Annotated in this window: 25 protein-coding genes and 1 tRNA gene; 17 read left to right on the plus strand and 9 right to left on the minus strand. The window is 70.7% G+C overall.

Annotated features, from left to right (window positions below):
* Positions 1 to 116: 116 nt before the first annotated feature.
* Entirely contained in the window at positions 117 to 1,631 is a 1,515-nt protein-coding gene (gene mptB / locus AB0F29_RS34920) for a polyprenol phosphomannose-dependent alpha 1,6 mannosyltransferase MptB (RefSeq protein WP_361880973.1), read from the minus strand.
* A 196-nt stretch (positions 1,632 to 1,827) separates the two neighbouring features.
* Here mptB and AB0F29_RS34925 point away from each other — a divergent pair.
* A tRNA-Trp gene (locus tag AB0F29_RS34925) sits at positions 1,828 to 1,903 on the plus strand.
* Between the two features lie 23 nt (positions 1,904 to 1,926).
* Here AB0F29_RS34925 and AB0F29_RS34930 read toward each other — a convergent pair.
* On the minus strand, positions 1,927 to 2,196 hold the full coding sequence (locus tag AB0F29_RS34930; protein ID WP_018961023.1) for a hypothetical protein: 270 nt from the start codon (positions 2,194 to 2,196) through the stop codon (positions 1,927 to 1,929).
* Between the two features lie 149 nt (positions 2,197 to 2,345).
* On the opposite strand from AB0F29_RS34930, the gene AB0F29_RS34935 reads away from it, so the two are divergent.
* The 6 genes from AB0F29_RS34935 (at position 2,346) to AB0F29_RS34960 (ending at position 7,784) form a co-directional block, all read left to right on the plus strand.
* Complete coding sequence (locus tag AB0F29_RS34935; protein WP_361880976.1) at positions 2,346 to 2,966, plus strand: DinB family protein; 621 nt, start codon at positions 2,346 to 2,348, stop codon at positions 2,964 to 2,966.
* Positions 2,967 to 3,066: 100 nt separating this feature from the next.
* Positions 3,067 to 3,900, plus strand: a complete 834-nt coding sequence (locus AB0F29_RS34940; RefSeq protein ID WP_361880978.1) for a PP2C family protein-serine/threonine phosphatase — start codon at positions 3,067 to 3,069, stop codon at positions 3,898 to 3,900.
* A gap of 63 nt (positions 3,901 to 3,963) precedes the next feature.
* Positions 3,964 to 4,989, plus strand: coding sequence for an MASE1 domain-containing protein (locus AB0F29_RS34945; RefSeq protein ID WP_361880981.1), 1,026 nt, complete (start codon positions 3,964 to 3,966; stop codon positions 4,987 to 4,989).
* 317 nt (positions 4,990 to 5,306) lie between these two features.
* The gene (locus AB0F29_RS34950; protein ID WP_018961027.1) at positions 5,307 to 5,501 is read left to right on the plus strand and encodes an antitoxin; all 195 of its coding nucleotides are present in this window, start codon (positions 5,307 to 5,309) and stop codon (positions 5,499 to 5,501) included.
* 262 nt (positions 5,502 to 5,763) lie between these two features.
* A complete protein-coding gene (locus AB0F29_RS34955; RefSeq protein ID WP_361880984.1) occupies positions 5,764 to 7,377 on the plus strand; it encodes a sigma-70 family RNA polymerase sigma factor in 1,614 nt (537 codons plus the stop codon).
* Between the two features lie 29 nt (positions 7,378 to 7,406).
* Positions 7,407 to 7,784: a VOC family protein gene (locus AB0F29_RS34960; protein WP_361880987.1), complete on the plus strand. Its 378-nt coding sequence runs from the start codon at positions 7,407 to 7,409 to the stop codon at positions 7,782 to 7,784.
* A gap of 85 nt (positions 7,785 to 7,869) precedes the next feature.
* On the opposite strand, the gene AB0F29_RS34965 is transcribed toward AB0F29_RS34960, so the two are convergent.
* Together AB0F29_RS34965 and ctaD are read right to left on the minus strand one after the other, a co-directional pair.
* Positions 7,870 to 8,211, minus strand: coding sequence for a hypothetical protein (locus AB0F29_RS34965; protein ID WP_361880990.1), 342 nt, complete (start codon positions 8,209 to 8,211; stop codon positions 7,870 to 7,872).
* A gap of 49 nt (positions 8,212 to 8,260) precedes the next feature.
* Entirely contained in the window at positions 8,261 to 9,934 is a 1,674-nt protein-coding gene (ctaD, locus tag AB0F29_RS34970) for a cytochrome c oxidase subunit I (protein WP_361881034.1), read from the minus strand.
* A 329-nt stretch (positions 9,935 to 10,263) separates the two neighbouring features.
* Between ctaD and AB0F29_RS34975 the strand changes: the two genes are divergently transcribed.
* Entirely contained in the window at positions 10,264 to 10,971 is a 708-nt protein-coding gene (locus AB0F29_RS34975) for an NAD(P)-binding domain-containing protein (protein WP_361881037.1), read from the plus strand.
* Positions 10,972 to 11,062: 91 nt separating this feature from the next.
* Here the strand turns inward: AB0F29_RS34975 and AB0F29_RS34980 are convergent, their stop codons facing one another.
* The 3 genes from AB0F29_RS34980 to AB0F29_RS34990 are packed head-to-tail and all read right to left on the minus strand — an operon-like array spanning position 11,063 to position 12,722.
* Positions 11,063 to 11,401 (minus strand): Asp23/Gls24 family envelope stress response protein, encoded by a 339-nt coding sequence (locus tag AB0F29_RS34980; RefSeq protein WP_018962029.1) that lies wholly within the window; start codon positions 11,399 to 11,401, stop codon positions 11,063 to 11,065.
* Positions 11,398 to 12,144 carry a hypothetical protein gene (locus AB0F29_RS34985; protein WP_361880993.1) on the minus strand — a complete coding sequence of 249 codons (747 nt, stop codon included), beginning with the start codon at positions 12,142 to 12,144 and terminating at the stop codon, positions 11,398 to 11,400. The genes AB0F29_RS34980 and AB0F29_RS34985 overlap by 4 nt, the downstream gene beginning before the upstream one ends.
* A complete protein-coding gene (locus AB0F29_RS34990) occupies positions 12,135 to 12,722 on the minus strand; it encodes a sigma-70 family RNA polymerase sigma factor (RefSeq protein ID WP_361880996.1) in 588 nt (195 codons plus the stop codon). Before AB0F29_RS34990 ends, AB0F29_RS34985 begins: the two co-directional genes overlap by 10 nt.
* A gap of 309 nt (positions 12,723 to 13,031) precedes the next feature.
* Between AB0F29_RS34990 and AB0F29_RS34995 the strand changes: the two genes are divergently transcribed.
* The 6 genes from AB0F29_RS34995 to AB0F29_RS35020 all read left to right on the plus strand — a co-directional run bounded on the left by AB0F29_RS34995 (position 13,032) and on the right by AB0F29_RS35020 (position 16,733).
* Positions 13,032 to 13,556, plus strand: coding sequence for an Asp23/Gls24 family envelope stress response protein (locus AB0F29_RS34995; RefSeq protein WP_361880999.1), 525 nt, complete (start codon positions 13,032 to 13,034; stop codon positions 13,554 to 13,556).
* Between the two features lie 4 nt (positions 13,557 to 13,560).
* The gene (locus AB0F29_RS35000; protein WP_361881002.1) at positions 13,561 to 13,788 is read left to right on the plus strand and encodes a hypothetical protein; all 228 of its coding nucleotides are present in this window, start codon (positions 13,561 to 13,563) and stop codon (positions 13,786 to 13,788) included.
* Entirely contained in the window at positions 13,785 to 14,810 is a 1,026-nt protein-coding gene (locus tag AB0F29_RS35005) for a DUF6286 domain-containing protein (protein ID WP_361881005.1), read from the plus strand. The genes AB0F29_RS35000 and AB0F29_RS35005 overlap by 4 nt, the downstream gene beginning before the upstream one ends.
* A gap of 4 nt (positions 14,811 to 14,814) precedes the next feature.
* The gene (locus AB0F29_RS35010) at positions 14,815 to 15,405 is read left to right on the plus strand and encodes a hypothetical protein (RefSeq protein WP_361881008.1); all 591 of its coding nucleotides are present in this window, start codon (positions 14,815 to 14,817) and stop codon (positions 15,403 to 15,405) included.
* Between the two features lie 204 nt (positions 15,406 to 15,609).
* Entirely contained in the window at positions 15,610 to 16,128 is a 519-nt protein-coding gene (locus tag AB0F29_RS35015) for an SRPBCC family protein (protein WP_361881011.1), read from the plus strand.
* A gap of 209 nt (positions 16,129 to 16,337) precedes the next feature.
* The gene (locus tag AB0F29_RS35020) at positions 16,338 to 16,733 is read left to right on the plus strand and encodes a cupin domain-containing protein (RefSeq protein WP_361881014.1); all 396 of its coding nucleotides are present in this window, start codon (positions 16,338 to 16,340) and stop codon (positions 16,731 to 16,733) included.
* Positions 16,734 to 16,890: 157 nt separating this feature from the next.
* On the opposite strand, the gene AB0F29_RS35025 is transcribed toward AB0F29_RS35020, so the two are convergent.
* Positions 16,891 to 17,733, minus strand: a complete 843-nt coding sequence (locus tag AB0F29_RS35025) for a pentapeptide repeat-containing protein (RefSeq protein WP_361881017.1) — start codon at positions 17,731 to 17,733, stop codon at positions 16,891 to 16,893.
* A 212-nt stretch (positions 17,734 to 17,945) separates the two neighbouring features.
* Here AB0F29_RS35025 and AB0F29_RS35030 point away from each other — a divergent pair, with 212 nt between their 5' ends.
* Together AB0F29_RS35030 and AB0F29_RS35035 are read left to right on the plus strand one after the other, a co-directional pair.
* Complete coding sequence (locus AB0F29_RS35030) at positions 17,946 to 18,440, plus strand: hypothetical protein (protein ID WP_361881020.1); 495 nt, start codon at positions 17,946 to 17,948, stop codon at positions 18,438 to 18,440.
* Positions 18,441 to 18,505: 65 nt separating this feature from the next.
* Positions 18,506 to 18,733, plus strand: coding sequence for a hypothetical protein (locus AB0F29_RS35035; protein ID WP_361881022.1), 228 nt, complete (start codon positions 18,506 to 18,508; stop codon positions 18,731 to 18,733).
* A gap of 44 nt (positions 18,734 to 18,777) precedes the next feature.
* Here the strand turns inward: AB0F29_RS35035 and AB0F29_RS35040 are convergent, their stop codons facing one another.
* Positions 18,778 to 19,881 carry an enoyl-CoA hydratase/isomerase family protein gene (locus AB0F29_RS35040; protein ID WP_361881025.1) on the minus strand — a complete coding sequence of 368 codons (1,104 nt, stop codon included), beginning with the start codon at positions 19,879 to 19,881 and terminating at the stop codon, positions 18,778 to 18,780.
* Positions 19,882 to 20,121: 240 nt separating this feature from the next.
* On the opposite strand from AB0F29_RS35040, the gene AB0F29_RS35045 reads away from it, so the two are divergent.
* Positions 20,122 to 22,254: a SpoIIE family protein phosphatase gene (locus tag AB0F29_RS35045; protein ID WP_361881028.1), complete on the plus strand. Its 2,133-nt coding sequence runs from the start codon at positions 20,122 to 20,124 to the stop codon at positions 22,252 to 22,254.
* The last annotated feature ends 93 nt before the right edge of the window (positions 22,255 to 22,347 follow it).

The raw sequence follows: 22,347 nt of genomic DNA on the forward strand, positions 1-22,347 counted from the left end.
CAGGGCCGTACCGCGCGATGATCGCGGACCTCAGATGCGCAACGTCCACCTCTATCGGAGACAACAGGACCCGCGCAGCATAGCCGATGATCTTGCCGGGCGTCGAGAGGATGTGTTCAGGGAGCGCTCTGCGGCGCCGGGGCGGGCGAGGCGGTGGACGCGGAGGCGCCCTGGTTCTCCTCCGAGCCCGCCCGGACTGCGGACCCCCGCTGGCCGGGCAGCCCGACGCCGGGCGGCACGACGGGGGTACGTCGGAGCGCGAGGGTGCCAAGTACGGCGGCGAGGCCGGCCAGGACGAATCCGTAGGGCGGGGTGGCGCCCATGGGGTGGGTCTCGTACACCAGCGCCGCCGAGAGCACGATCAGGACGGCGGAGAGGCGGCCGTACTGTTCGGTCGCGGCGACGACGGCCATGCCCCACAGCAGGTACCAGGGCTGGACCATGGGCGAGAGGGCGACCAGGACGAGCAGGGAGAGGCCGAGGGCGTGGGCCGGCGTCATACCGCCCCGCATCGCACGGCGGGCCAGAACGACGATCACAGCGAGCGCCACCGCCAGTCCCAGGGCCTGGACGGCGGACTTGACGGGTTCCGCGTCGACGCCCAGCAGCAACTGGGCCAGCTCTCCCAGTCCGAGGCCGACGTCGCTGGTGACGGAGAGCGCGGTGTGGATGTTCGCGGCGACGCCCTGGGTGCGGAGCCAGCCGAATCCCGTGCCGCTGACCAGCGTGGCCCCTCCGGCCACCGCGCAGGCGATCAGGCCGGGTGCGAGCAGTCCCTTGACCCAGCGGCGCCACTGGGGGCCCGTCGCGGACGCGTGCACGAGAACCCCGATGAACAGGAGTGCCACGGCCGCCGGGGACTTCACCATCATGGCGAGGCCGACCAGGGCACTGCCCGCGATCCACCTGCCGCGCAGCGCGAGCACCAGGCCGGCGAGCATCAGGCCGATCATCAGCCCGTCGTTGTGCACGCCGCCGACCACGTGCATCAGCAGCAGCGGGTTGAGCGCTCCCAGCCAGAGAGCGCGGCTCTCGCTGCGGCCGTGTTCGCGCGCCAGGCGGCGCAGGGACCAGACGATCAAGGCGAGGGAGACGAGCGCGACGAGCCGCATCGCCAGGACCGCGGGGACGATCGTACCGCCGGTGATCCAGGCGACGGCCGCGGAGAGCAGCAGGAAGAGCGGTCCGTACGGGGCCGGGGTGTCGCGCCAGTGGTTGCCGACGCTCGCGGCGGCGTCGCCGCCGATTCCGCCGGGGTCCAGGGCAGAGGGGCCGACGGTGTAGACGTCGTGCCCTTCGACGACCATCGAGCCCTGAGCGATGTAGCTGTAGACGTCGGCACTGTAGAGCGGGGGCGCGAGCAGGAACGGGGCCGTCCACCAGGCGAGGGTGACGAGGGTCTCGCGGGCCGTGGAGGCGGTCTTGCCGTACTGCCACCAGGCCACGACGAGCACGGTCAGTCCGACGTAGGCGAGGACGGCCGCCGCCGCCTTCGTGGCGGACCCGTGGTCGGTCCACAGGCCCCAGGGGTCATGAACCGGCAGTTTTCCGGCGAACCAGCCGCCGGCGACGATCGCCAGCGATCCTGCCGCACCCAGCCGACGGTGCCCGACCGCGCTCAAAGCCCACATGACCGGCCAACCTATCGGACGGCCCGGACCGGACCGCAGCGCCTCCCCGGCTTGCCCGGCGTCCCGGAGGAGGAGCCGCGCCGCGTCCGGAGCCCTGGCCGGCCGAGGGGGCGGTATGCGCGACGGGGTTCAACGCCGCGCACACGTAAATCTGTTGGCGTCCGGGCGCGCGCGTGCCAGGGTTCACCCGTAACCAAGGGGCGTAGCTCAGCGGCCAGAGCGGCGGTCTCCAAAATCGTATGTCGCAGGTTCGATTCCTGCCGCCCCTGCCATCACCACCCGACCCTTCACCCCTTTACCGCACGTCGCCGCGCCAGTCCCACTGGTGGCTGTCCGGCGACCGCGGTCCGTACTCAGCGCGTCCTCCGGGCCCGTAGGCTCCGATCTCGGTGACCAGCCCGACACCCTCGCGCAGGTCCGCCTCGTCCCAGCCCGTGACGTCGAGCAGCAGCCCGTCGAGCGGGCCGCCGACCAGCTCCCGGTAGTCGTGCCCCGGTCTCGGCCCGGGGCGGGGGTCGTCGTGGTCGGTGCCGTACACCCGTCGCTGCCTCATCAGCTCGTCCATGCGGGCAGCATCCCACCGGGCACTGACAACGGCTCGGTACGAGGGTCCATCCGGCCAGTGTCCGCCGCATCCCGCGGGTCCGGGCGAGCAGGACGGTGGCCTACGGAAATGGGCGCGCGCCCGCCCGGTTGGCGTGACACGCTCCACCGATGGTCCTCCCACCGCGTCTGATCCCGCTGCTGGAGCAGTTCGACTTCGCCTGTGAGCGGCTCCTCGCCCGCTTGGCCGGTCCCGTCATGGACAGCGGCAACGGCGTCGACATCGGCGTCACCCCTCTCGGCGACGACGAACTCCTCTGGGAACCCGTGCCCGACTGCTGGTCCGTACGCCGTCGCGGCGACACCCCCGGGGCGCGGGCGGCCGTTCTGGCGGGAGCCGGCGACTGGGGGCGGGACTCGGCGGACTCCCCGCATCCGTTCCCTCCGCCGTTCACCACCATCGCGTGGCGTCTGAGCCATCTCGCCGAAATGCTCACTCTCCGTGCCGACCACACCTGTGGCAGCAGGACGCTCACGCGCGACGGCTACCGCACTCCGGGGGACGCCGCCGCGGCGGTTGCCGCCTTCGAGGCCGCGTCCGCAGCCTGGCGCGCAGCCCTGCTCACCGCCGACGACAGGGCCCTGGACACCGTCGGGTACAGCACGTATCCGAACGGCAGCGACGCCGAGGATCCCTTCGTCGACATCGTCTGGTGGGTCAACCAGGAGGTGCTGCACCACGGTGCCGAGATCGCCCTGCTCCGCGATCTGTATCGCGCCCGACGGTCCTGAGCAGCGCCCCCGGGGCCGCGTGTACGCGGAAGCGCCCGCAGTCGCCGCTCAGGGGTGCCCGCCATATGATTCAGGGACATAACGCACTGCGGAGCGGCACATGAACCGGCGTCGGACTCCCCGCTCAGCTAGCGCCGAAGACCTGCTCAATACCTTGCAGAATCTCACTGCCCGCGCTCGGCGCGAGGTGGAGTTCCACCAGGCCAGGGTGGAACTGGCGCAGGCGCTCCAGCGCGACATGCTTCCGGCGGCCCTGCCCACGGTCCCCGGTCTCCAGTCCGCGGCGCGCTATGCGCCCGCCCGCCACGGTCTGGACATCGGCGGTGACTGGTACGACGGTTTCCCGCTCGCGGACGGGGCCCTCGGCTTCGCCATCGGCGACGTACAGGGGCACGACGTCGAGGCCGCCGCCTTCATGGGGCAGGTCCGTATCGCGATGCGGGCCATCGCGGGCACGGCGTCCGATCCGGGCGAGATCCTCGGCCGGACGAACGATCTGCTGGTGTCCGTGGACTCGGGCCTCTTCGCGACGTGCACGTTCATGCGACTGGACCCGACGACCTGGGAGCTGCACAGTGCGCGGGCCGGGCACGTGGCGTGCGTGTGGGCCACCACGGAAGGACGGTCCGGCGTCACGGAGGACCCGGGCGGCCTGCCGTTGGGCATCGAGCCGGGCGAGGACTATCCCGTCACCCGGCGCACCCTCGACTCCGACGGGGCGATCGTTTTGCTCACCGACGGGGTCGTCGAGGGGCCGTCGCTGCTGATCGAGGACGGCCTGGAGCGAGTACGGCAGCTGGTCGCCGCGCACGTCGGGGCAGGCGCGGCGCAGCTGGCCGACGAGGTCCTGCGCGCGACGGAGGTGACGGGGCACGAGGACGATGCCGCCGTACTGGTCCTGCGGCATGCCGCCGCCGGCCGCGGGCCGCGGTGACGCCGGACCGTACCGCGCGTGTCACCTGCCGAGTCCCATCGCGGCCGGTGTCTGATGAGTGGTGTGATCCGTACCGAGGAAGCCAGACGTCGGGCCGTGTACGTGGCGCAGATCCTGGGCGTGGCCGGCGCCTATTACCTGTCGGGGCATCTCGGGCTGATGCGGCAGGTCGTCGTGGACGGCGCGGTCGTCACACCCCTGTGGCCGCCCACCGGCATCGCCCTGGCCGCACTGCTGTGTCTGGGCGTCCGCGTCTGGCCGGGCGTCGCGCTGGGCGCGCTGCTCGCAGTCCTCGAGACCGGCGGTGCGTTCACCGTGAGCAGTCTGGCCATCATGTTCGGCAACACGGTCGCCCCGCTCGCCTCGTACGCCCTGTTGCGGAGGGTCGGCTTCCGCAGTGAGCTGATCCGGCTGCGGGACGGGGTCTGCCTGGTCTTCCTCGGCGCGTTCGCGGGGATGCTGATCAGCGCCGCCATCGGGAGTTTCACGCTGCTGCTCGACGGCAAGGTTCCGCCGGGACGATTCTGGCTGGTCTGGTCGTCCTGGTGGGCGGGGGACGCGATGGGGGTCCTGGTCGTCACCCCCGTGCTGCTGGTCCTGCGCGGGGTGCGGTGGCCCCGCCCGTCCGACCGATGGCTGGAGGCGTCGGTCCTCGCGGTCGTCGTGGTCGCGTCGTCGCTGCTCGCTACGCGCAGTTCGCTGTCGATGATCTACCTGGTGTTCCCGGTGATCATCTGGGCGGCCCTGCGCTTCCAGTTGCCCGGCAGCGCTCCGTGTGCCCTGGTCGTCTCGGTGCTCGCCGTCATCGCCGGTACGGATGGAGTGGGGCCGTTCGCGGGGCACAGCCTGATGGAGATCATGGCCAATCTCTCCCTGCTCAACGGAAGCGTCGCGCTCACCGCGCTGCTGCTCGGGGCAGTCGTCGCGGAGCACAGGAACATCCGCCGCGAGACGGAGTACGCCGTCGAGGAGCTGGAAGCCCTGGTGGAGCAGTTGGCACCGCTGTCGGGGCCGACCGCGACGCGGTACGAAGACAGGGGACGGCGGCACGGCCCTCTCGATGGCGGCCCCCACCCGGACCACCGGTAACGCGTATAACGCACCGGTGCCTCGAAGGGCGGGAAACGCCGAGGGTCAGTACGGCAGGGGGCGGCCGGACGGGGTGCGCAGATCCAGCGGCGGCGGCCCCGTAGGGGGCGGGGGACGACGGACGACAACTCGGATGCGGCCCATTGCCACCACCTCCTCCTGGTCAACCGGTATGTGCCCAGTCGGCGCGGCTTCACACTTCCCGGCCACCCCCGTCCCACCTGTCGGCGTCCTCGTCGTCCCTTGGCGCGGATGCGGGCGGTGCCCGGTGCGGTGACCCTTGAGATGGGGGGGTGCAGAGTCGACGAGGAGGACGCATGTCCGCACTGGACAAGATCAAGAAGATGCTCAAGGGACACGAAGAGCATGTCGGCAAGGGCATCGACAAGGCCGGCGACATGGTCGACGGCCGTACGAAGGGCAAGTACAAGAGTCACGTAGACACCGGTCAGGACAGGCTCAAGCAGCAGTTCGGGGCGGACCGCGACCAGGACGGGCCGCCCCGCGCCTGAGCTGCCCCGCCGATGACCGGACGGCCGCCGTCCGTCCCGCGCACCGGGCCGTGCCACGGATCGCATTCCGTGGCACGGCCCGGTGCGCGGAGTACGTCGCGCCCCCCGCGCACACGGACCCACGGGTCCCGAACGAGACCCGGGGCGGGGGGCGGCGAAGATTCCCGGGGTTGCCCGCCGGATTCTTGTTATCGTCCCGCCCGCACCCCGTCTCCCGAGTGTGGGAAGTAACAGCACCGGACCCCGGAAGAGTGAGTACAGCATGGGCAAGGATCACCCGACGGTCTTGATCCCGGCGGCGCAGAGCGGCGACCAGCAGGCCAAGGACCAGCTCGTCTCGGCGTACCTGCCGCTGCTGTACAACGTCGTCGGACGTGCGCTGGACGGTCATGCGGACGTGGACGACGTGGTGCAGGAGACGGTGCTGCGCATGCTCCGGGGCCTGCCCGACCTGCGCGACCCGGAGCGTTTCCGTTCCTGGCTGGTGGCGATAGCCATGAACGAGATACGCGCGCACTGGCGTGACAGACAGTCCGGTGCGATACCGGCGGACCGGCTGGACGCCGCGTACGACCTGCCGGATCCCCGGGCGGACTTCGTCGAGGTGACGATCCTGGAGCTGGGCCTGACCGGCCAGCGTCGCCAGGTAGCGGAGGCGACACGCTGGCTGGACGAGGACGACCGCGCCCTGCTGTCGCTGTGGTGGCTGGAGACCGCCGGGCACCTGTCCCGTGCCGAGGTCGCCGCGGCCCTCGAACTCTCCCCGCAGCACACCGCCGTACGGGTGCAGCGGATGAAGGCCCAGCTGGAGGCGGCGAGGGTCGTGGTGGGCGCGCTGGCGGCCGAACCGCCGTGCGTGCTGCTGGAGGACATCGCCGTCGGCTGGGACGGCGTCCCCTCCGCCCTGTGGCGCAAGCGGCTGGCCCGCCACGCCCGCGAATGCACGGTGTGCTCGGGGCACCGCTCGGGGCTTGTTCCCGCCGAAGGACTGTTGGTGGGTCTCGCACTCGTCCCGGTGGCCGCGGCAGGAGCGGGGGCCGCTCCGGAACTGCTCACCACCGCTGCGCAACTCCAGGTGCCCGGTCCTGGCCCGCACGGCACCGGGGCGGGACGCGCGGGACGCAGACGGGTGCAGGCCCGACGACGCCGTCGCAACTCAGCCATAGCCGCCGTGGTCGCGGTCGCCGCGCTCGGCACGGGCGGCGCGGCGGTGCACCTCTACACCGACGACGACCGGGACGCGACGACCGTCACCGCCGACGCTCCGGCCCCCCGCTCCCAGGCGCCCACCTCGGCCTCACCGACGTTGTCCCCGTCTTCCTCGGCCTCCGCGTCCGTGTCGCCCAGCGCCTCCCCGACACCGAGTCCCTCGCGTACGCCCAAGGCCAAGCCGGAGAAGAGCACCCCGGCACCACCCGCGCCCACCACCACCGCCGCCGCCCCGGCCCCGAAGCCGGACCCGCCGGCGCCCGCACCGCCCGCACCGCCCGCACCGGCGGGAACAGCCGGTCAGGTCACCGATCTGGTCAACGCCGAGCGGGCCAAGGAGGGCTGCGGTCCGGTGACCGTCAACGATCAGCTCAACACAGCCGCGCAACGGCACTCCGCCGATATGGAGGCCGAGGACTACTTCTCACACACCTCGCAGGACGGCAGGGATCCAGGCGACCGGATCACCGCCGCGGGGTATCGGTGGTCCACCTACGGCGAGAACATCGCCAAGGGCCAGCAGACCCCGGCCGACGTCATGCGGTCCTGGATGGACAGTCCGGGACACCGCGCGAACATCCTCAACTGTTCCTTCAAGGAGATCGGCGTCGGTAAGCAGAATTCGGGCGGCGGTCCGGTGTGGACACAGGTGTTCGGGGCTCGCTGAGTCCACTCGAAACCCCTTAGGATGCCGCCATGATCGCTCAGGTGGAGTGCGTGGCACTGGACTGCCCGGACCCGAAGGAACTGGCCGGCTTCTACGCGTCATTGCTCGGGGGCGAGGTCGACCGCGCCGACCGGAGATGGGCGTGCGACGCGGACTGGTCCACGCTGCACACGCCCGGTGGACTCGTCCTCGCCTTTCAGCGGGTGGCCGACCACCGGGCGCCCGACTGGCCCGGCCAGGACCCGCCCCAGCAGTTCCACCTGGACTTCGGCGTCACCGACCAGGAACGGGCGCACGAGGTGGTTCTGGCGTGCGGGGGATCCCTGCTCGACGCCGGGGACGAAGCGCGCGGGTGGCGTGTGTACGCCGACCCCGCCGGGCACCCCTTCTGCCTGGTACGGCACTGACCGTTCCGGCGCCGCTCGCGCGCCCGGGCCCGTCCGGTGCGGCCGACCGGCGGCCGCACCGGAGCCCGGCGGGATTCCGCCGGGCTCAGCGCAGAACCAACATCAGCGCCGTGCCGACGCAGATCGCCACGCCCGCCGCGCCCGCCGAGACGGCGACGCAGCGGGCCCGGAGCCGGACGTAACGCCCGGCGTACTCCTCGCGCAGTTCGTCCGCGCGGTCCCGGATGTGGGTGAGCGACTCCCGGGAAGCGACGACGCGTTCGGCGATGAACACCCGCTCGACGTCCTCACGCTGCGCTGTGGTCAACCAGGGCAACCGGTCGGTTAAGCGGCGCGCTTGTCGCCGCGCCCTCTCGACCTCGGCGTTCCACAGCAGAAAGCCTTCCAATTGCGCCAGGCCCCGGGCGCAGTCCTCGTCGGGTTTCACCCCGTCCTCCTCTCCCACCCCGCCGCTCCGTCAAGGGCGTGGGTCGCATTCACTCGTGCCGGTCCCCCGGGGCGACGATCGTGGAGTCCTGGGGGCGATTGGTGGCTTCCTCCAGAGAGCGGACCGCCGGGTGGTGCAGGTCGAACGCCGGGGATTCGGAACGGATCCGCGGCAGGGTGACGAAGTTGTGCCGCGGCGGCGGGCAGGAGGTAGCCCATTCCAGGGACCGGCCGTAGCCCCACGGGTCGTCGACCTCGATCTTCCTGCCGTACTTGGCGGTCTTCCAGATGTTGTAGAAGAACGGCAGGATCGACAGACCCAGCAGGAAGGAGGAAATGGTGGAGATCGTGTTCAGCGCGGTGAAGCCGTCGGCGTCGAGATAGTCCGCGTAACGACGCGGCATGCCCTCGGCGCCGAGCCAGTGCTGAACGAGGAACGTCCCGTGAAATCCGACGAAGAGGGTCCAGAACGTCATCTTCCCGAGCCGTTCGTCCAGCATCTTCCCGGTGAACTTCGGCCACCAGAAATGGAATCCGGCGAACATCGCGAACACCACGGTGCCGAATACCACGTAGTGGAAGTGAGCGACGACGAAGTACGAGTCGGAGACGTGGAAGTCCAGGGGTGGTGAGGCGAGAATGATCCCGGTCAGACCGCCGAACAGGAAGGTAACCAGAAAGCCGATGGCCCAGAGCATCGGGGTCTCCATGGAGAGCGATCCCTTCCACATGGTGCCGATCCAGTTGAAGAACTTCACGCCTGTCGGCACAGCGATGAGGAAGGTCATGAAGGAGAAGAACGGCAGCAGCACACCCCCCGTGACGAACATGTGGTGCGCCCACACGGTCGCGGACAGGCCCGCGATAGCGATGGTGGCCGCGACCAGGCCGATATAGCCGAAGACCGGCTTGCGGCTGAAGACCGGGAAGATCTCTGTGACGATGCCGAAGAACGGCAGGGCGATGATGTAGACCTCGGGGTGGCCGAAGAACCAGAACAGGTGCTGCCACAACAGAGCGCCGCCGTTGGCCGCGTCGAAGACATGCGCACCGAACTTACGGTCGGCCTCCAGCGCCAGCAGGGCCGCGGCGAGGACCGGGAAGGCCAGCAGGACCAGAACACCGGTCAGCAGGACGTTCCAGACGAAGATCGGCATGCGGAACATCGTCATGCCGGGTGCGCGCATGCAGATGATCGTGGTGATGAAGTTGACCGAGCCGAGGATCGTGCCGAAGCCGGAGAAGGCCAGACCCATGATCCACATGTCGGCGCCGATCCCCGGCGAACGGACCGCGTCGTTGAGCGGGGCGTAGGCGAACCAGCCGAAGTCGGCCGCACCCTGCGGGGTGAGGAAGCCGGCCACCGCGATGAGCGAACCGAAGAGGTACAGCCAGTACGCGAACATGTTAAGCCGCGGGAACGCCACATCGGGCGCGCCGATCTGCAACGGCATGATCCAGTTCGCGAATCCGGCGAACAGCGGCGTCGCGAACATCAGCAGCATGATCGTGCCGTGCATCGTGAACGCCTGGTTGAACTGCTCGTTCGAGATCAGCTGGATGCCGGGCCGGGCCAGCTCGGCTCGCATCACCAGCGCCAGGAGTCCTCCCACGCAGAAGAACGCGAAGGAGGTGACGAGATAGAGCGTGCCGATGGTCTTGTGGTCCGTGGTGGTCATCCACTTGATGACCACGTTGCCGGGTTCGCCGCGCCGTACCGGCATTTCGTCCTGGTCGGCGGTATCGGTCTCCACCGGTTGCGAGATGCCCCTCGTCGTCACTACGACGCTCCTTCGGTCGACGGCCCGTGTGGACTCGGCGACCAGAATGGACCCGCGGAGATCGGTGCGGTGGGACATCCTTCCCCGTCCGGGTCGAGCGGCCGACAAGGACACTCAAATGGCCTAGCGCGAACCCTTCCTCCACCCTCGGCCGGCGCAACCGAAACCGAGCGTCAACGTCCGGGAACGGATCGGATATTCCTTCGCGGGCATGGGAATAGCTTCTCCCACACCGGAGTTGGTGAAGCGACAGAATCACTTCTCTCCTCCCCATTCCTGTTCACTCTTCTCCACTCGGCGAGCTTCGGAAGGTCGGATCCATGAAGATCGGCATCATCGGCGCGGGCAATATCGGCGGCAATCTGACGCGACGTCTCACCGCCCTGGGGCATGAGGTCGCGGTCGCCAACTCCCGCGGCCCCCAGACGCTCACCGCCCTCGCCGAAGAGACCGGGGCGAAGCCGGTGCCCGCGTCGGAGGCCGCGCGGGGCGCCCAGGTAGTCGTCGTCACCGTGCCGCTGAAGGCCGTGCCCGACCTGCCTGCCGGATTCCTCGACGGTGCGTCGGAGGGCGTCGCGGTCATCGACACGGGCAATTACTACCCGCAGCAGCGCGACGGCCGCATCGCCGCCATCGAGGACGGACTGCCCGAGAGCCGGTGGACGGAGCAGCAGATCGGTCGCCCCGTGGTCAAGGCGTTCAACGGCACGTACGCCCAGGACATCCTGGACCGGGGCCGCCCGCAGGGCACTCCAGGCCGACAGGCGCTCCCTGTGGCGGGCGACGACCCGAAGGCCAAACAGGCGGTCCGCGACCTCATCGACGCATTGGGCTTCGACACCGTCGACAGCGGCGGCCTGGACGAATCCTGGCGCCAGCAGCCCGGCACGCCGGTGTACGGCAGCCAGGGCGACGTCGACGCCATCGTGAAGGCCCTCTCGGAAGCATCGCAGGAGCGCTCCGCGGAGTGGCGCGCCTGATACCGGGCGTCACGCCGGTGGGACGACCGGGCAACCACTCCGGCCGGGCGGGAAACGGGGGTACCCGCCTGGCCGGAGCGTCGGCCGCCCCTCAGACGACGCCCGTCACAGTGATCCGCAGTGAGACCACCGGCTCCTCCGGCAGCACGGCGCCGACTGCGGCCTGCACGGCCCTGGTGACGTCAAGCGCCCGGTGACCACGGCACAGGACGAACCGAACGTCGATGTGCCAGCCGCCGCCCTCGTCCCGGCCGACCCGCACTCCCGGTGTCCTGTTCCCGGTCAGTGGGGCGCGGCGCGGGGTGCGCTCGGCGATCCGGGTGCGTAGCAGGTCCGCCATGCCGGGGCGCAGGAACGCGACGCCCTGCACGCCGCGAGCGGCCTCGGCGGCAGCCCCGGCCACCCGGTCCCGACGTGTGTCCGCGGTCATCGCGCTGCTCCCGTCCCGTGTCCGTCGGCCCAGCCGTCCGTGTGACCGCCGATGACCGTACTGTCATCTCCGTCGCCGTCGCTGTACGCACGGTGGCCGACGTCCTGGTAGAAGACGTCGAGAGTGTCGACCGCGTCGAGGATGTCGACAACGAGAACGTCGGTGGTCGCGAGGCGGATACCGATGTCCCGGTCGGCGACCTCGGCGACCCGTGCGCGCACGGCGTCCGCCAGGTCCCGCATGGGCAGGCCGAGGCTCGCCGCCACCTCGACCCGAATGTGCAGCTCTCCGGTGGGGTCCGCCGGGTCGAGTGGGGCGATACGGCAGCTCCCGGCCCGCACCCCGGGCAGGCTGTCGACCGCCGCCCGCAGTATCCGTGCGACCGCGGACTCGACCATCCAGTGGTCCTCCCCCGGCTCTCCCAGCGGCAGTGGGCGTCCTGGACGCAGTTCGAGCCGTACGAGGTCCATGACACGAGCCGTGATGACCGTGGTGTCCGGTGTGCCGGGCTCCTGCTCACAGGTACGGCGTACCGCGTCGCCAAGGCCTGTGAGGTCTGCCAGGGCGGCCGAGCAGAAGGTGCATTCGGCGAAGTGCGGATTCTCCGCCGAGCGGCCGGTGTCCCAGGCCTCCCAGACGTCGGTGAGCAGGCGCCCGCAACCGAGCCGCTCGTCCTCCTCCTCGTATCGGCTCTCCTCATGCCGGCTCTCCTCCGGCCGGTCCGGATTGGCGCTCATCGCCATGCGCTCATCGCCTCCGTCAAGGAGCGGCGGGCCCGGAAGACCCGGCCGCGGACCGCCTGCAGACTGATTCCGACCGTTCCCGCGATGCTCTCGTACGACAGTCCCTGCATCTCACGCAGCACCCAGCACACGCGCTGTTCGGGTGAGAGTCCCGCCATCGCCTCGGCCAGCGCGTCGACGGCTGCCCGCGACTCCACCGCACGGGCAGGGGACGCCTGGTGCTCGGGGGCGGCCTGCTCGGGCACCGAGTCGAGGTCCGCCGCCGGTCTGCGAGCTCTGAGTCGGTTGAGGCAGCGGTTGGTGACGATGCGGTAGAGCCATGTGTGGAAGGAGGCGTCCCGGCGGAACTCGGGGAGTTTTCGCCAGGCACTCACGAAGGCGTCCTGGACGGCGTCCTCAGCGTCCGCCCGGTCGCCGAGAACCCGCATCGCCAGTTGCAACATCACGGGGCTGTGCCTGCGCACAAGCACCTCGAAGGCCTCCTCGTCCCCCTCTCCTGCCCTCGCCACCAACAGTGCCTCGTCGGACGGCGCGGCGTCCGGCGCGCGCTCCGTCAGCTGATTCCCGTCGCCGGGCACGGACCAACTCCTTCCCCGCTCATTTCCACGACGCCTGCTCCTGCTTCCGAGTACGCGTCCGGCACACGACCCCGCACGCATCTCTGCGCGTGCCCTCGTGACCGCTTCTCGTCGTTGGACACACCGAGAGGCCGAACGTCACGCGCTCACGCAGCTTTTGTCTGCACCGCACGGTGTGCCGTCGCCCGGCGCCCGCCGGCCGTCGTCCTGCTTCCGGGAAATATCCGCGAATCCGCGTGACGAACCAGCGCACAGCGTGTCCAACGAAATGTCAGGCAGAACGAGCCGAGCGAGACGCGAGGAGTTTCCATGACCACCATCCAGCCAGCAGCGACCGTTCCCCCCGCGGGAGCCGCTCCGCGGACGGGCACGACGAAGCAGAGCGGCTCCGCGGGCGGGACCACCACGGTCGGCAGCGGGGCCACCGGGGCAGCCGAGCCGGCGGCGACGCGAGGCCGCACCTCCATCGCGGACACCGTCGTTGTGAAGATCGCGGGGATGGCGGCCCGCGAGATCCCGGGCGTCTACGACATGGGCGGCGGCCTCTCCCGCACCCTCGGCGCGGTCCGCGACCGGGTGCCGGGCGGCCGGCCGAACGTCGGGCGGGGCGTCAAGGTCGAGGTGGGCGAGCGGCAGACCGCCATCGACCTGGACCTTGTCGTCGAGTATGGGGTCGCGATCACCGATGTGGCGCACGACGTCCGCGAGAACGTCATCGCAGCGGTGGAGCGCACCACGGGCCTTGAGGTCGTCGAGGTCAATGTGACGGTCAACGACGTGCATCTGCCCGAGGACGACGACGAGGCCGCCTCGTCCGAGACGCGCGTGGCGTGACGACGTGACGCGGAAGATCGACGCGTCCGGCCCGGCGGGCGGTGCACCGGGCCGGGGCGCCTACGGGGCGGCTGCGGGCATGGCACTGGGGTTCGCGGGCTGGTTCGGCGGGTTCGGTGCCTTCCTCGTGGTCGCGTCGCTCGGCGCGGTGGGCTGGTTCGCCGGACACCTCGTGGATCGGGGCACCAGCCTCCGCGAGCTCCTGGACACGATGGCCGGGCGGCGGCCATGACGGTCCCCGCCGCCGAGCGTGGTACGACGACGGTGGTTCCCCGCGCTGTCCGGCGGATCGCCGAGCAGGCGGCGGCCGAGGCGCTGCCCGACGGCGGCGCGGTGACCCGCGGTTCCGCTTCGGTGCGCGGCGCGTCCGCGCGGGTCACGGTCGGCATCCGGCTGCCGTATCCGATACGGGCGGATGAGGCGGCCGAGCGGATCCGGGAGCGGGCACGGACCCGGACGGCGGCCCTGACGGGCCTGTCCGTTCCGCACGCGGACATCCGGATCGATGCGCTCTCGGTGATTCCGCTGCCGCCCACCCGGGAGCCCTCGGACGATGCGCCCTCCGGGGCAGACGAGGCGGTGCGCAGGGCAGAGCACACCATACGGAGCGGTGGCCCAGGCGGTCGGATCCGGGCCCAGCGCCGGATTCCCGCAGCCCTGACGGCGGCCGTCCTAGCCACCAGCTGTGCGCTGCTCCTGGTGGACGTCGTCGCGGTGCGGCTCGGCGGCACGCCCGCCGCCTGGCGGACCTGGCTGGTCGAGTGGGCGTCGACGCACGGCCCGGCGGACACGAAGGTCAGGGTCGGCGGGGTGCTGGCCGCGCTGACCGGCGCATGGCTACTGGGGTGCGCCCTGATCCCGGGGTACCGGCGCGGCCTGACAATGGCCGCGCCCGCGCCGCGACTGTGGGCGACGCTCGACCGCTCGGCCGCCGCCCGGGTCGTCCAGGACCGGACCACCGCCGTAGCCGGAGTGGTTCGGGTCCGGGTGAGTGTGCGGCGACGACGCGTAAAAGTGCTGGCAGAGGTGGGCTACGGCGGCCCGGAGCAGGTGCGGGACGAAGTGGTCCGAGTCGTCGGAGCGGCCCTGCCGGGACTGGGCCTGGCTCGGGCTCCCGCGCTGCGGGTCAGGATCCGGCTCCCGCGTGACCGGCACGGGCCTCGGCCATCCATCGAGGAGCCGACGCAATCCGCAGCCGCTGCGACAGCGGCTCCGGCTCCGGCTCCGGCTCCGGCTGAACAGAGAGAGGCGTGAAGGGATGTCGGTAATCAGGCGTGGCGCGGTCAACCGGTCGCTGCTCGGTGCCGCCGGGCTGGTGCTGGTCGTCTGCGGCAGCTGGCTGGCCGTGGGCGACGGTTCGGGGTGGGTCCCGGCGGTGGGCCGCGTCCCGCACTGGTGGCCGACGCCCGCGCCGGACGGGGTCTTGCTGGACCGCGGATTGACGGTACGGCTCCGGGAGGAGAGTTGGTGGAGTCCTGCGCTCATCGCCGGGCCCGCCCTCGTTCTGGCGCTGCTGGTGTGGTGGTTGGCCCGTCAGGCTCTCCCGGGCAGGAGTCGCTGGTCGGTACTGCCACGGAGCGGTCCGGTATTGCGCAGGCGTGCATGGGAACGGGCGATGACCACTCAGGTGGCGGCGTTCGACGACGTGGTGCGCGCCCGCGTGCGTCTGGTGGGCCGACCACTGCGGGCGGTGGTCACGGTGGTCGTGGAGCCCAGGGCCCGGCCGGCACAGATCGCGCGCTCCGTGGCCGGTGTCATCGCGGACGCCCGTAACAGCGGCGGCGTGCAGAGTATGTCGGCCGACATACGGGTCCGGGTCACGAACCGGCGGGAGCGCCGGACGCGTTGAACCGCCGCAGCCCGTGTGTCGGGTCGCGCCACGTTGGTCCGGCCGCCGCCCACGGCTGTGCGTGGGCGGCACTCCGGAGCTGCTCCCACCCGCACCCCCCACGAAATCTACTCGCGAGTAAGGTATGGGTTCCGGGATGTCGGCCCACGGCTCGTACGGCACCCGGACGTGGCCCGTCGACGGCCGTGGACAAGGAGTCTCACCGTGCCCCGCACCATGTCCGTAGCAGACAGCATCATCATCGACGCCAGCCCGGCGCAGATCTATGAACAGCTCAGCGACCCCACGGCGATGGGGCGTTGGAGCCCGGAAAACCGCGGCGCCACCGTGCACGGCCAGCGGCGTGGTGCGTACGTCGGCATGGTCTTCGAGGGCCGGAACAAGCGCGGTGCGGCGCGCTGGACGACACGGTGCACAGTGACGGCGGCCGACCCCGGCGAGCGCTTCACCTTCCGGGTGCATGCGATCGGCCTGCGGCGCCCTCTGCTCCCGGGGCCGATCGCCACGTGGGACTACCACTTCGAGGCAGTGGACGGCGCGACCCGGGTCACCGAGACCTGGACCGACGACCGGCGTCGCTGGCCTGACTTCCTCGCCAACGCGTTCGACCGCGTCGCGACGGGCGGGAAGACCTTCGCGCAGTTCCAGGGCGGCAATATCCGCACGACGCTGAAGCGTCTCAAAGCAGCCCTGGAGGCGGACGTCCGGGGCACCGGAAGCTAGTCCTCTGGGCCAGGGATGCCGGACCCGGCCCACCTCTCGAGTGCGTCCCGTTCCTCGTCCGACGGAGCTGCCGCGCTTCTGTGCGCGGTCACTGTCCAGCACAACTGGCAGATTTGCCGACACAGCAAACATCGTTGCAAGCCTCTGCGTGCCGACCTTAATTTGACGCCCAGTCAAGCGCTTTCGACAGTAAGTAGGGAGACAACATCATGGCGTTGAACAACCGCGTGCACCATGTCCGCGCCGGGGAACTGGACGGGAACACGGCCCTCAGCGGCGGCACTGTCGGGTCGGTGAACCTCTGGATGGGGCGAGTGGAGAACGCGCCGTTGAGCGCGACGGACAACCACCATCACGGGGCGTCGGAGGCAGGTATTTACGTGGTCAGTGGCCACCCCGTGTTCGTCTTCCACGACGGTGACGAGGAGGTGCGAATCTCCGCCGCACCGGGCGACTTCCTCCTCGTCCCGCCGTTCGTTCCACACCGCGAGGAGCACCCCGATCCGAACGAGCCTGTTGTTGTCGTGATTGCCCGCACCACCCAGGAACCGATCAAAGTCTCCGTGCCGGAGCTCTACCAGCTCACAGGGGAAGACCTGGCCTGACGACGGGCTTGCTGAGGTGGCGCTTATGGCGTCGGCACCGAGCTCGTTGAGCTCTGCCAGGTAGGGCTACGCCAAGTTTGAGAAGTCAGCGATCTGTCTGGTCGGCCGTCCGTGAGAGACACGGGCGGCCAGCCACGCGGTCAGGTGAACCAGGTGGTCAGGCGGCCCAGTGCGGAGGGCGGCTCAGGGACGTGGGAAGTGCTGTCTTCGCGTTGCCCGTGGCGGCGTTGAGCTGGGCCTGGGTGAGGAACAGGCTTCCCGTGAGGTCGGCGTCCGAGAGATCGGCGTCACGGAAGTCCGCACCTATGAGGTCGGCCAGACGGAGGTCGGCGCCCGTGAGATCGGCGGCGATCAGATAGGCCCCACGGAGGTCCGCCGCGCGCAGGTCGGCTCCACGCAGACGGGCTCCGATGAGGTCGGCACCGCGGTGGTTACGCTTCTTACGGCGGGGAGCGGCGGCCCGGACGAGTTCGCTGGTGCGCAGAAGCAGCCCGGCGACCCGATCGCGGTGACCGGCGATGTCCAGTTCCGCGAAGTCGACGGCCGGCCGTGTGGTGTGCAGTTCCGTCTCTTCGAGGGCCCGGCGGATCTCGCCGTGCAGGGGACGTGCGCCCGGCAGAGTGAGGGCCTCGGTGAGATACCACAGCAGTTCGTGGAGCTGACGCATGACCGGGAACACTTGGAACATCTGCGCGGCGAGGTCCGGGGACGAACGCCAGTCACGACCTCCGTAGGTCACCTGGGAGACCTGCTGGCCGGCGCCGAAGCAGTCGTACACGGTGCAGCCGGAGAAGCCCTTCGGCCGCAGCCGGGTGTGGATGCCGCAGCGGAAGTCGTCCTGAAGGTTGGGGCAGGGCCGCCCGGCGTCCTTGTCGATGGCGAAGTCCGCAGAGGCCGTCAGCGTGAGGGCGACGCAGCACAGAGCGAAACAGTTCGCGCAGTCCGCACGCAGGGCCTCCCGTCCGTTGTCGGGCATGGTGGTCGGTTCGCTGTCGGGCACGGGCGGCGGGTCCTCGCGTGAATGGTGCTGCGGAAAGAACGGGTGCAGAGCACACGAGTCTACCGAGGGGCCGGGAGGCGGCACTCCCGTCGGACCTGTCGCCTTGTTCAGCACTGTCGGCCACAGCACCCGTCGACCATTGCGGCTCCTCGGGGATACCGGCGGCCGCCGCCGGTGCAGACTGGGCATGGTATGGATCAGCGAGGGGGCACATGGGAACCGAGGCGAGCAACGGATTCGAGCCCGCGACCGGTGACGGCCCACCGGCCGCCGAACCCGCGGCGGCACGGGCCGCTACGGTGCGGACCGCGTTCGAGGGGCTGCTGCAGATCCGCAGGCTCACCGGCGCCGGGCGGCCCGACCCCGTGGCCGCGCCGGCTCCGTGGGAAGTGAACCGCCCGGTCAGGGCGATCGCGTTGGCTCTGGAGAGGTCGGGGGCCACGCCTTCGGCCGTCGACCCGTCGGGACAACGCGTGTGGACCGGATACCGGGTGAGCGGCGGGGAGTCGTCAGGTTCGGTACGGGTCGAGTGGACCGGGCCGCCCGGCAGCGGCGCCGCTCATGACGAGGAGGAGGCGCTGGCCGGCTGCGCTTCGGCCTTGCGGGACCTGGGCTGGACGGTCCTGCTCTACCGGGGGCCCCGCAGACGGCGCTACCTGGAGGTGGAACCGCCGAGCGGGTTGTCCGGCGGGCGCGGCCGGGCCTGAGGCGGCGTTGTCAGACCCTTGGGGGATGCTTGACGGCCCGACAGCTCTGAGGAGGAGATGCCGAGATGGACAACGACGAGCTCGCCGCGGCGCAGGCGTACGTCCGGCTGCTGGAAGCCGCCCGGGCAGCGCTCGCGGACCCCGACGACGCACCGGTCTACCTGCCGCTGCTCACCTCTCCGATGCGGGAGGCCGACCATGCCCTGCGCAGCGCGGGACTGACGGGCAACGAGGACCGGCTGTTCGCTCTCGTACGGGCACTGCAGCCGAGCCTCTCCGGCAGCGACAGTTAGGCGGGGCGGGGGGCGGCGCCCGGCCTGGCCGCCGCCGGTCCGTCCTACTCGGCCTGTCCCCCGTTGACGGATGTGCCCGTGGGTCCCGGAGCGAGTCCGAGCTCGTGTTCACCGGGGCCGAGAGGTGCGAAGAACCGGGTGACCTCCCGGTCGTCGACCTCGGCGAGGGAGCTCGGCTTCCACTGCGGTGCGTTGTCCTTGTCGATGATCCGGGCTCGCACTCCCTCCACGAAATCAGGGTGCTCGAACGCCCGGCTGGAGATGCGGAACTCCTGGTCGAGCACGGCCTCCAGGCTGTCGAGCCGGGCTGCCCGGCGGACGGCGGCGAGCGTCACCTTGAGCGCGATCGGCGACTTGGTCAGGAGTTCGTCCGCCGCTGCCTCCGCCGCGGGAACACCGCTCTCACGCAGGCGGCGGAGGATCTCCTCCACGCTGTCCGCCGCGTAGCAACCGTCGATCCAGTCGCGTTGCGCTGCGAGCTCGCCGACCGGCGGCTCCGTGGCGAAGCGCTGCACGATGCATGCCGCCGACGGGTTCTGGCCGGCCGGCTCTCCCAGCGCCTCGGTCAGGGCAGGCAGGAGGCGGGCAGGGATGTGATGATCGGCCAGACCGCAGAGAACGGCGTCGGCCGCCCCGACGGATCGGCCGGTGAGCGCCAGATGGGTGCCCAGTTCGCCGGGGGCGGTGGCCAGCAGGCGGGTGCCCCCCACATCGGGCACGAAGCCGATCGCGGTCTCGGGCATGGCAACGCGTGAACGTTCGGTGACGACACGGATTCCGGAGTGTGCGGACACCCCGACTCCTCCGCCCATCACAATGCCGTCCATCAGTGCGACGTACGGTTTGGGGAATCGGGCGATGCGGGCATTGAGGCGGTACTCGTCGCGCCAGAACTCCAGGGACGCACGTCCCGAGGCCCGTGCGTCGTCGTGCAGGGCACGGATGTCACCTCCGGCGCACAGGCCCCGGTCGCCGGCCCCGGACAGCAGTACCGATGCGATCGATTCGTCCTGCTCGGCGCCGGACAGGGCCTCGTCGATAAGCCTCACCATGGTGTGGGTGAGCGCGTTGAGCGCCCGGGGGCGGTTCAGTGTGAGGTGCAGGCATGTGCCCCTCTTCTCCAGCAGGACGGGCCGGTCGTCGTTCATGCGTAGCGCTCCGCTCGCTGAGCTCGTGGACACGTGGGACGCCCTCCATGGTCGCTGACGGCCTTCGGCTGCCGCCCCGTGCCCCCCGGGCCGGGCCGGGAGCGGGTATGCGGGCGCGTGGGGTCCGGGCGTAAGGGTTCACGGGCGAGCCGCTGTGGCACTCCGATGGATGCGGCTCGACAATTGAGGCCTACGGGGTCCGCCGACGTGCGGCCCCGCCGGACGACCTCCGGAGCTGGCATGACCGACGACGAACGGCGGCAGGACGCCGAGGCCTCTCCGCTCCGCCGGATCGACCGGAAGACCAACGGTGAGATCCGGCCGACGGAACGCCTCGCCATGAATCGGACCGGTAGCTTCGACTGGGACCTGGACACGCGGACCCTGGACATCGACGAGGCCGGGCTGATGGTGTTCGGCGTGGATCCTGCGACATTCGACGCGCGCCCGAGCGCCCTGCTGGAGCACCTGGAACCGGCGGAGCGGGCCCGGCTTGATGTCACGATCGACGAGGCCATCACCGGCGGCAGTAACTCCTACAGCGTCCACTTCCGTGTGCCGCTGGATGACGGGACCGCACAGTGGACCCATGTCCAGGCCCGCATTCTGCGATCGAAGGACGGGCTGGCGCACCGGATCGTGGGCGTCGTCCGGGACGCGACGGCGGAGGTCACCCATTCGGCCTTCGTTCTCGATCTGGAAAAGCGGCGGCAGCGCCAGACAAATATCGTTGAACGAACAACGAGCGCCATGTCCCGTGCGGTGACCGTGGACGACGTGACGGCAGCCCTCACCGGACCCGGTGGGCTGGCCCGGCTCGGCGCCGACGGCCTCGCCCTGGGGCTCGTGGAGAATTCCGCGCTGAACATCGTCGCGCTGAGTGGCGAGTCGCTCGAGGTGCTCGACGGACTCGGCTCCGGTGATCTCGACCGCAACCTCCCCCTCGCGGACACCATCCGCAGCGGACGCCCCCGGTTCATCACCTCCCTCTCCGCGCTGGCCCGTCGCTACCCGGAACTGGAGCCGCATCTCGGGAAGCTGAGGTTCAGGGCGGCGGCGTATCTTCCGCTGGTGGCCCAGGCCCGGTCGCTCGGTGGGCTGGCCCTCTTCTACCGCGAGCGCACGGTCTTCAACGCGGACGAGCGCATCCTTTGCCTGGGCCTCGCCGCCATCGTCGCCCAGTCCCTGCAACGAGCGATGCTCTTCGACGAGGAGCGGGAGTTCGCCACGCAACTCCAGTCCGCGATGCTCCCGCCCCGGATTCAGGACGTCGAGGGCGGCGAGATCGCGGTCCGGTACCACGCGGCGTGGAGCGGCCGGCAGGTCGGTGGCGACTGGTACGACGTGATCACCCTGCCCAAGAACCGTTACGGACTGGTCGTGGGGGACGTACAGGGACACGATACCCACGCGGCTGCGATCATGGGCCAGTTGCGCATCGCCCTGCGCGCGTACGCCGCTGAGGGGCACCCGCCGGCCACCGTGCTGGCACGGGCCTCCCGCTTCCTCTCCGAACTGGACACCGACCGCTTCGCCACCTGCACCTACGCCCAGGTCGATCTGGCCTCCGGAGCGGTGCAGGTGGTACGGGCCGGGCACCTCGGCCCGTTGATCCGCCACCTCGACGGGCGGGTCGGCAGCCCGCAGGTGCGCGGCGGGCTACCGCTGGGCACCTCCACGGACCTCCAGGACGAGGAGTACCCGGAGACCCGGCTGGACCTGGTGCCCGGTGAGACGTTCGTCCTGTACACGGACGGGCTGGTGGAGGAGCCCGGAGCCGACCTCGACACCGGGATCGACGCGCTGCGCAACGAGGTGAGCGCCGGGCCCGCAGGGTCCGAGGCACTGGCCGATCACCTGTCGGAACGGCTGTGGGAACGGTGGGGGGCGGGGGACGATGTGGCGCTCCTCGTCCTGCGCCGAAGCCCCGACGTGGGATCGTCCCACGCGCCGCGACTGCACCAGTACATTCACCAGGCGGACCCGGAAGGGCTCTCGGACGCCCGCGCAATCGTGCGTCAGGCCCTCGCCGACTGGGACATGGCCGAGTTCGCCGACGATGCCGAGCTCGTCACGGGCGAGTTGTTGGTGAACGTGCTCCTGCACACCGAGGGCGGGGCTGTCCTGACGCTTGAGGTGCTGCCCGAACCGGTGCGGCGGATCCGGCTGTCGGTCCAGGACCGGTCCAGCGCCTGGCCCCGTCGGCGTACGCCGGGCGAGACGTCCACCTCCGGCCGGGGGCTGCTCCTGCTCGACGCGGTCGCCACGCGCTGGGGCATTGAACCGAGGGGCGAGGGCAAGGCCGTCTGGTGCGAGATCGGCCCCGCTCCCCCGCCGGCCACCACACCGCCCCGGACGGTCGCGGAACGGTGACGGGCGGCGAGGGGTGTGCCGCATCACCGCGGTGATGCGGCCGAGCCGGAGGCTGCCCGCGCCGCGACGGAGATGCTGATCGCGGCGGGGGGT

Origin of the sequence: Streptomyces sp. NPDC026589, assembly GCF_040638385.1 — a bacterium.
Classification (GTDB): Bacteria; Actinomycetota; Actinomycetes; order Streptomycetales; family Streptomycetaceae; genus Streptomyces.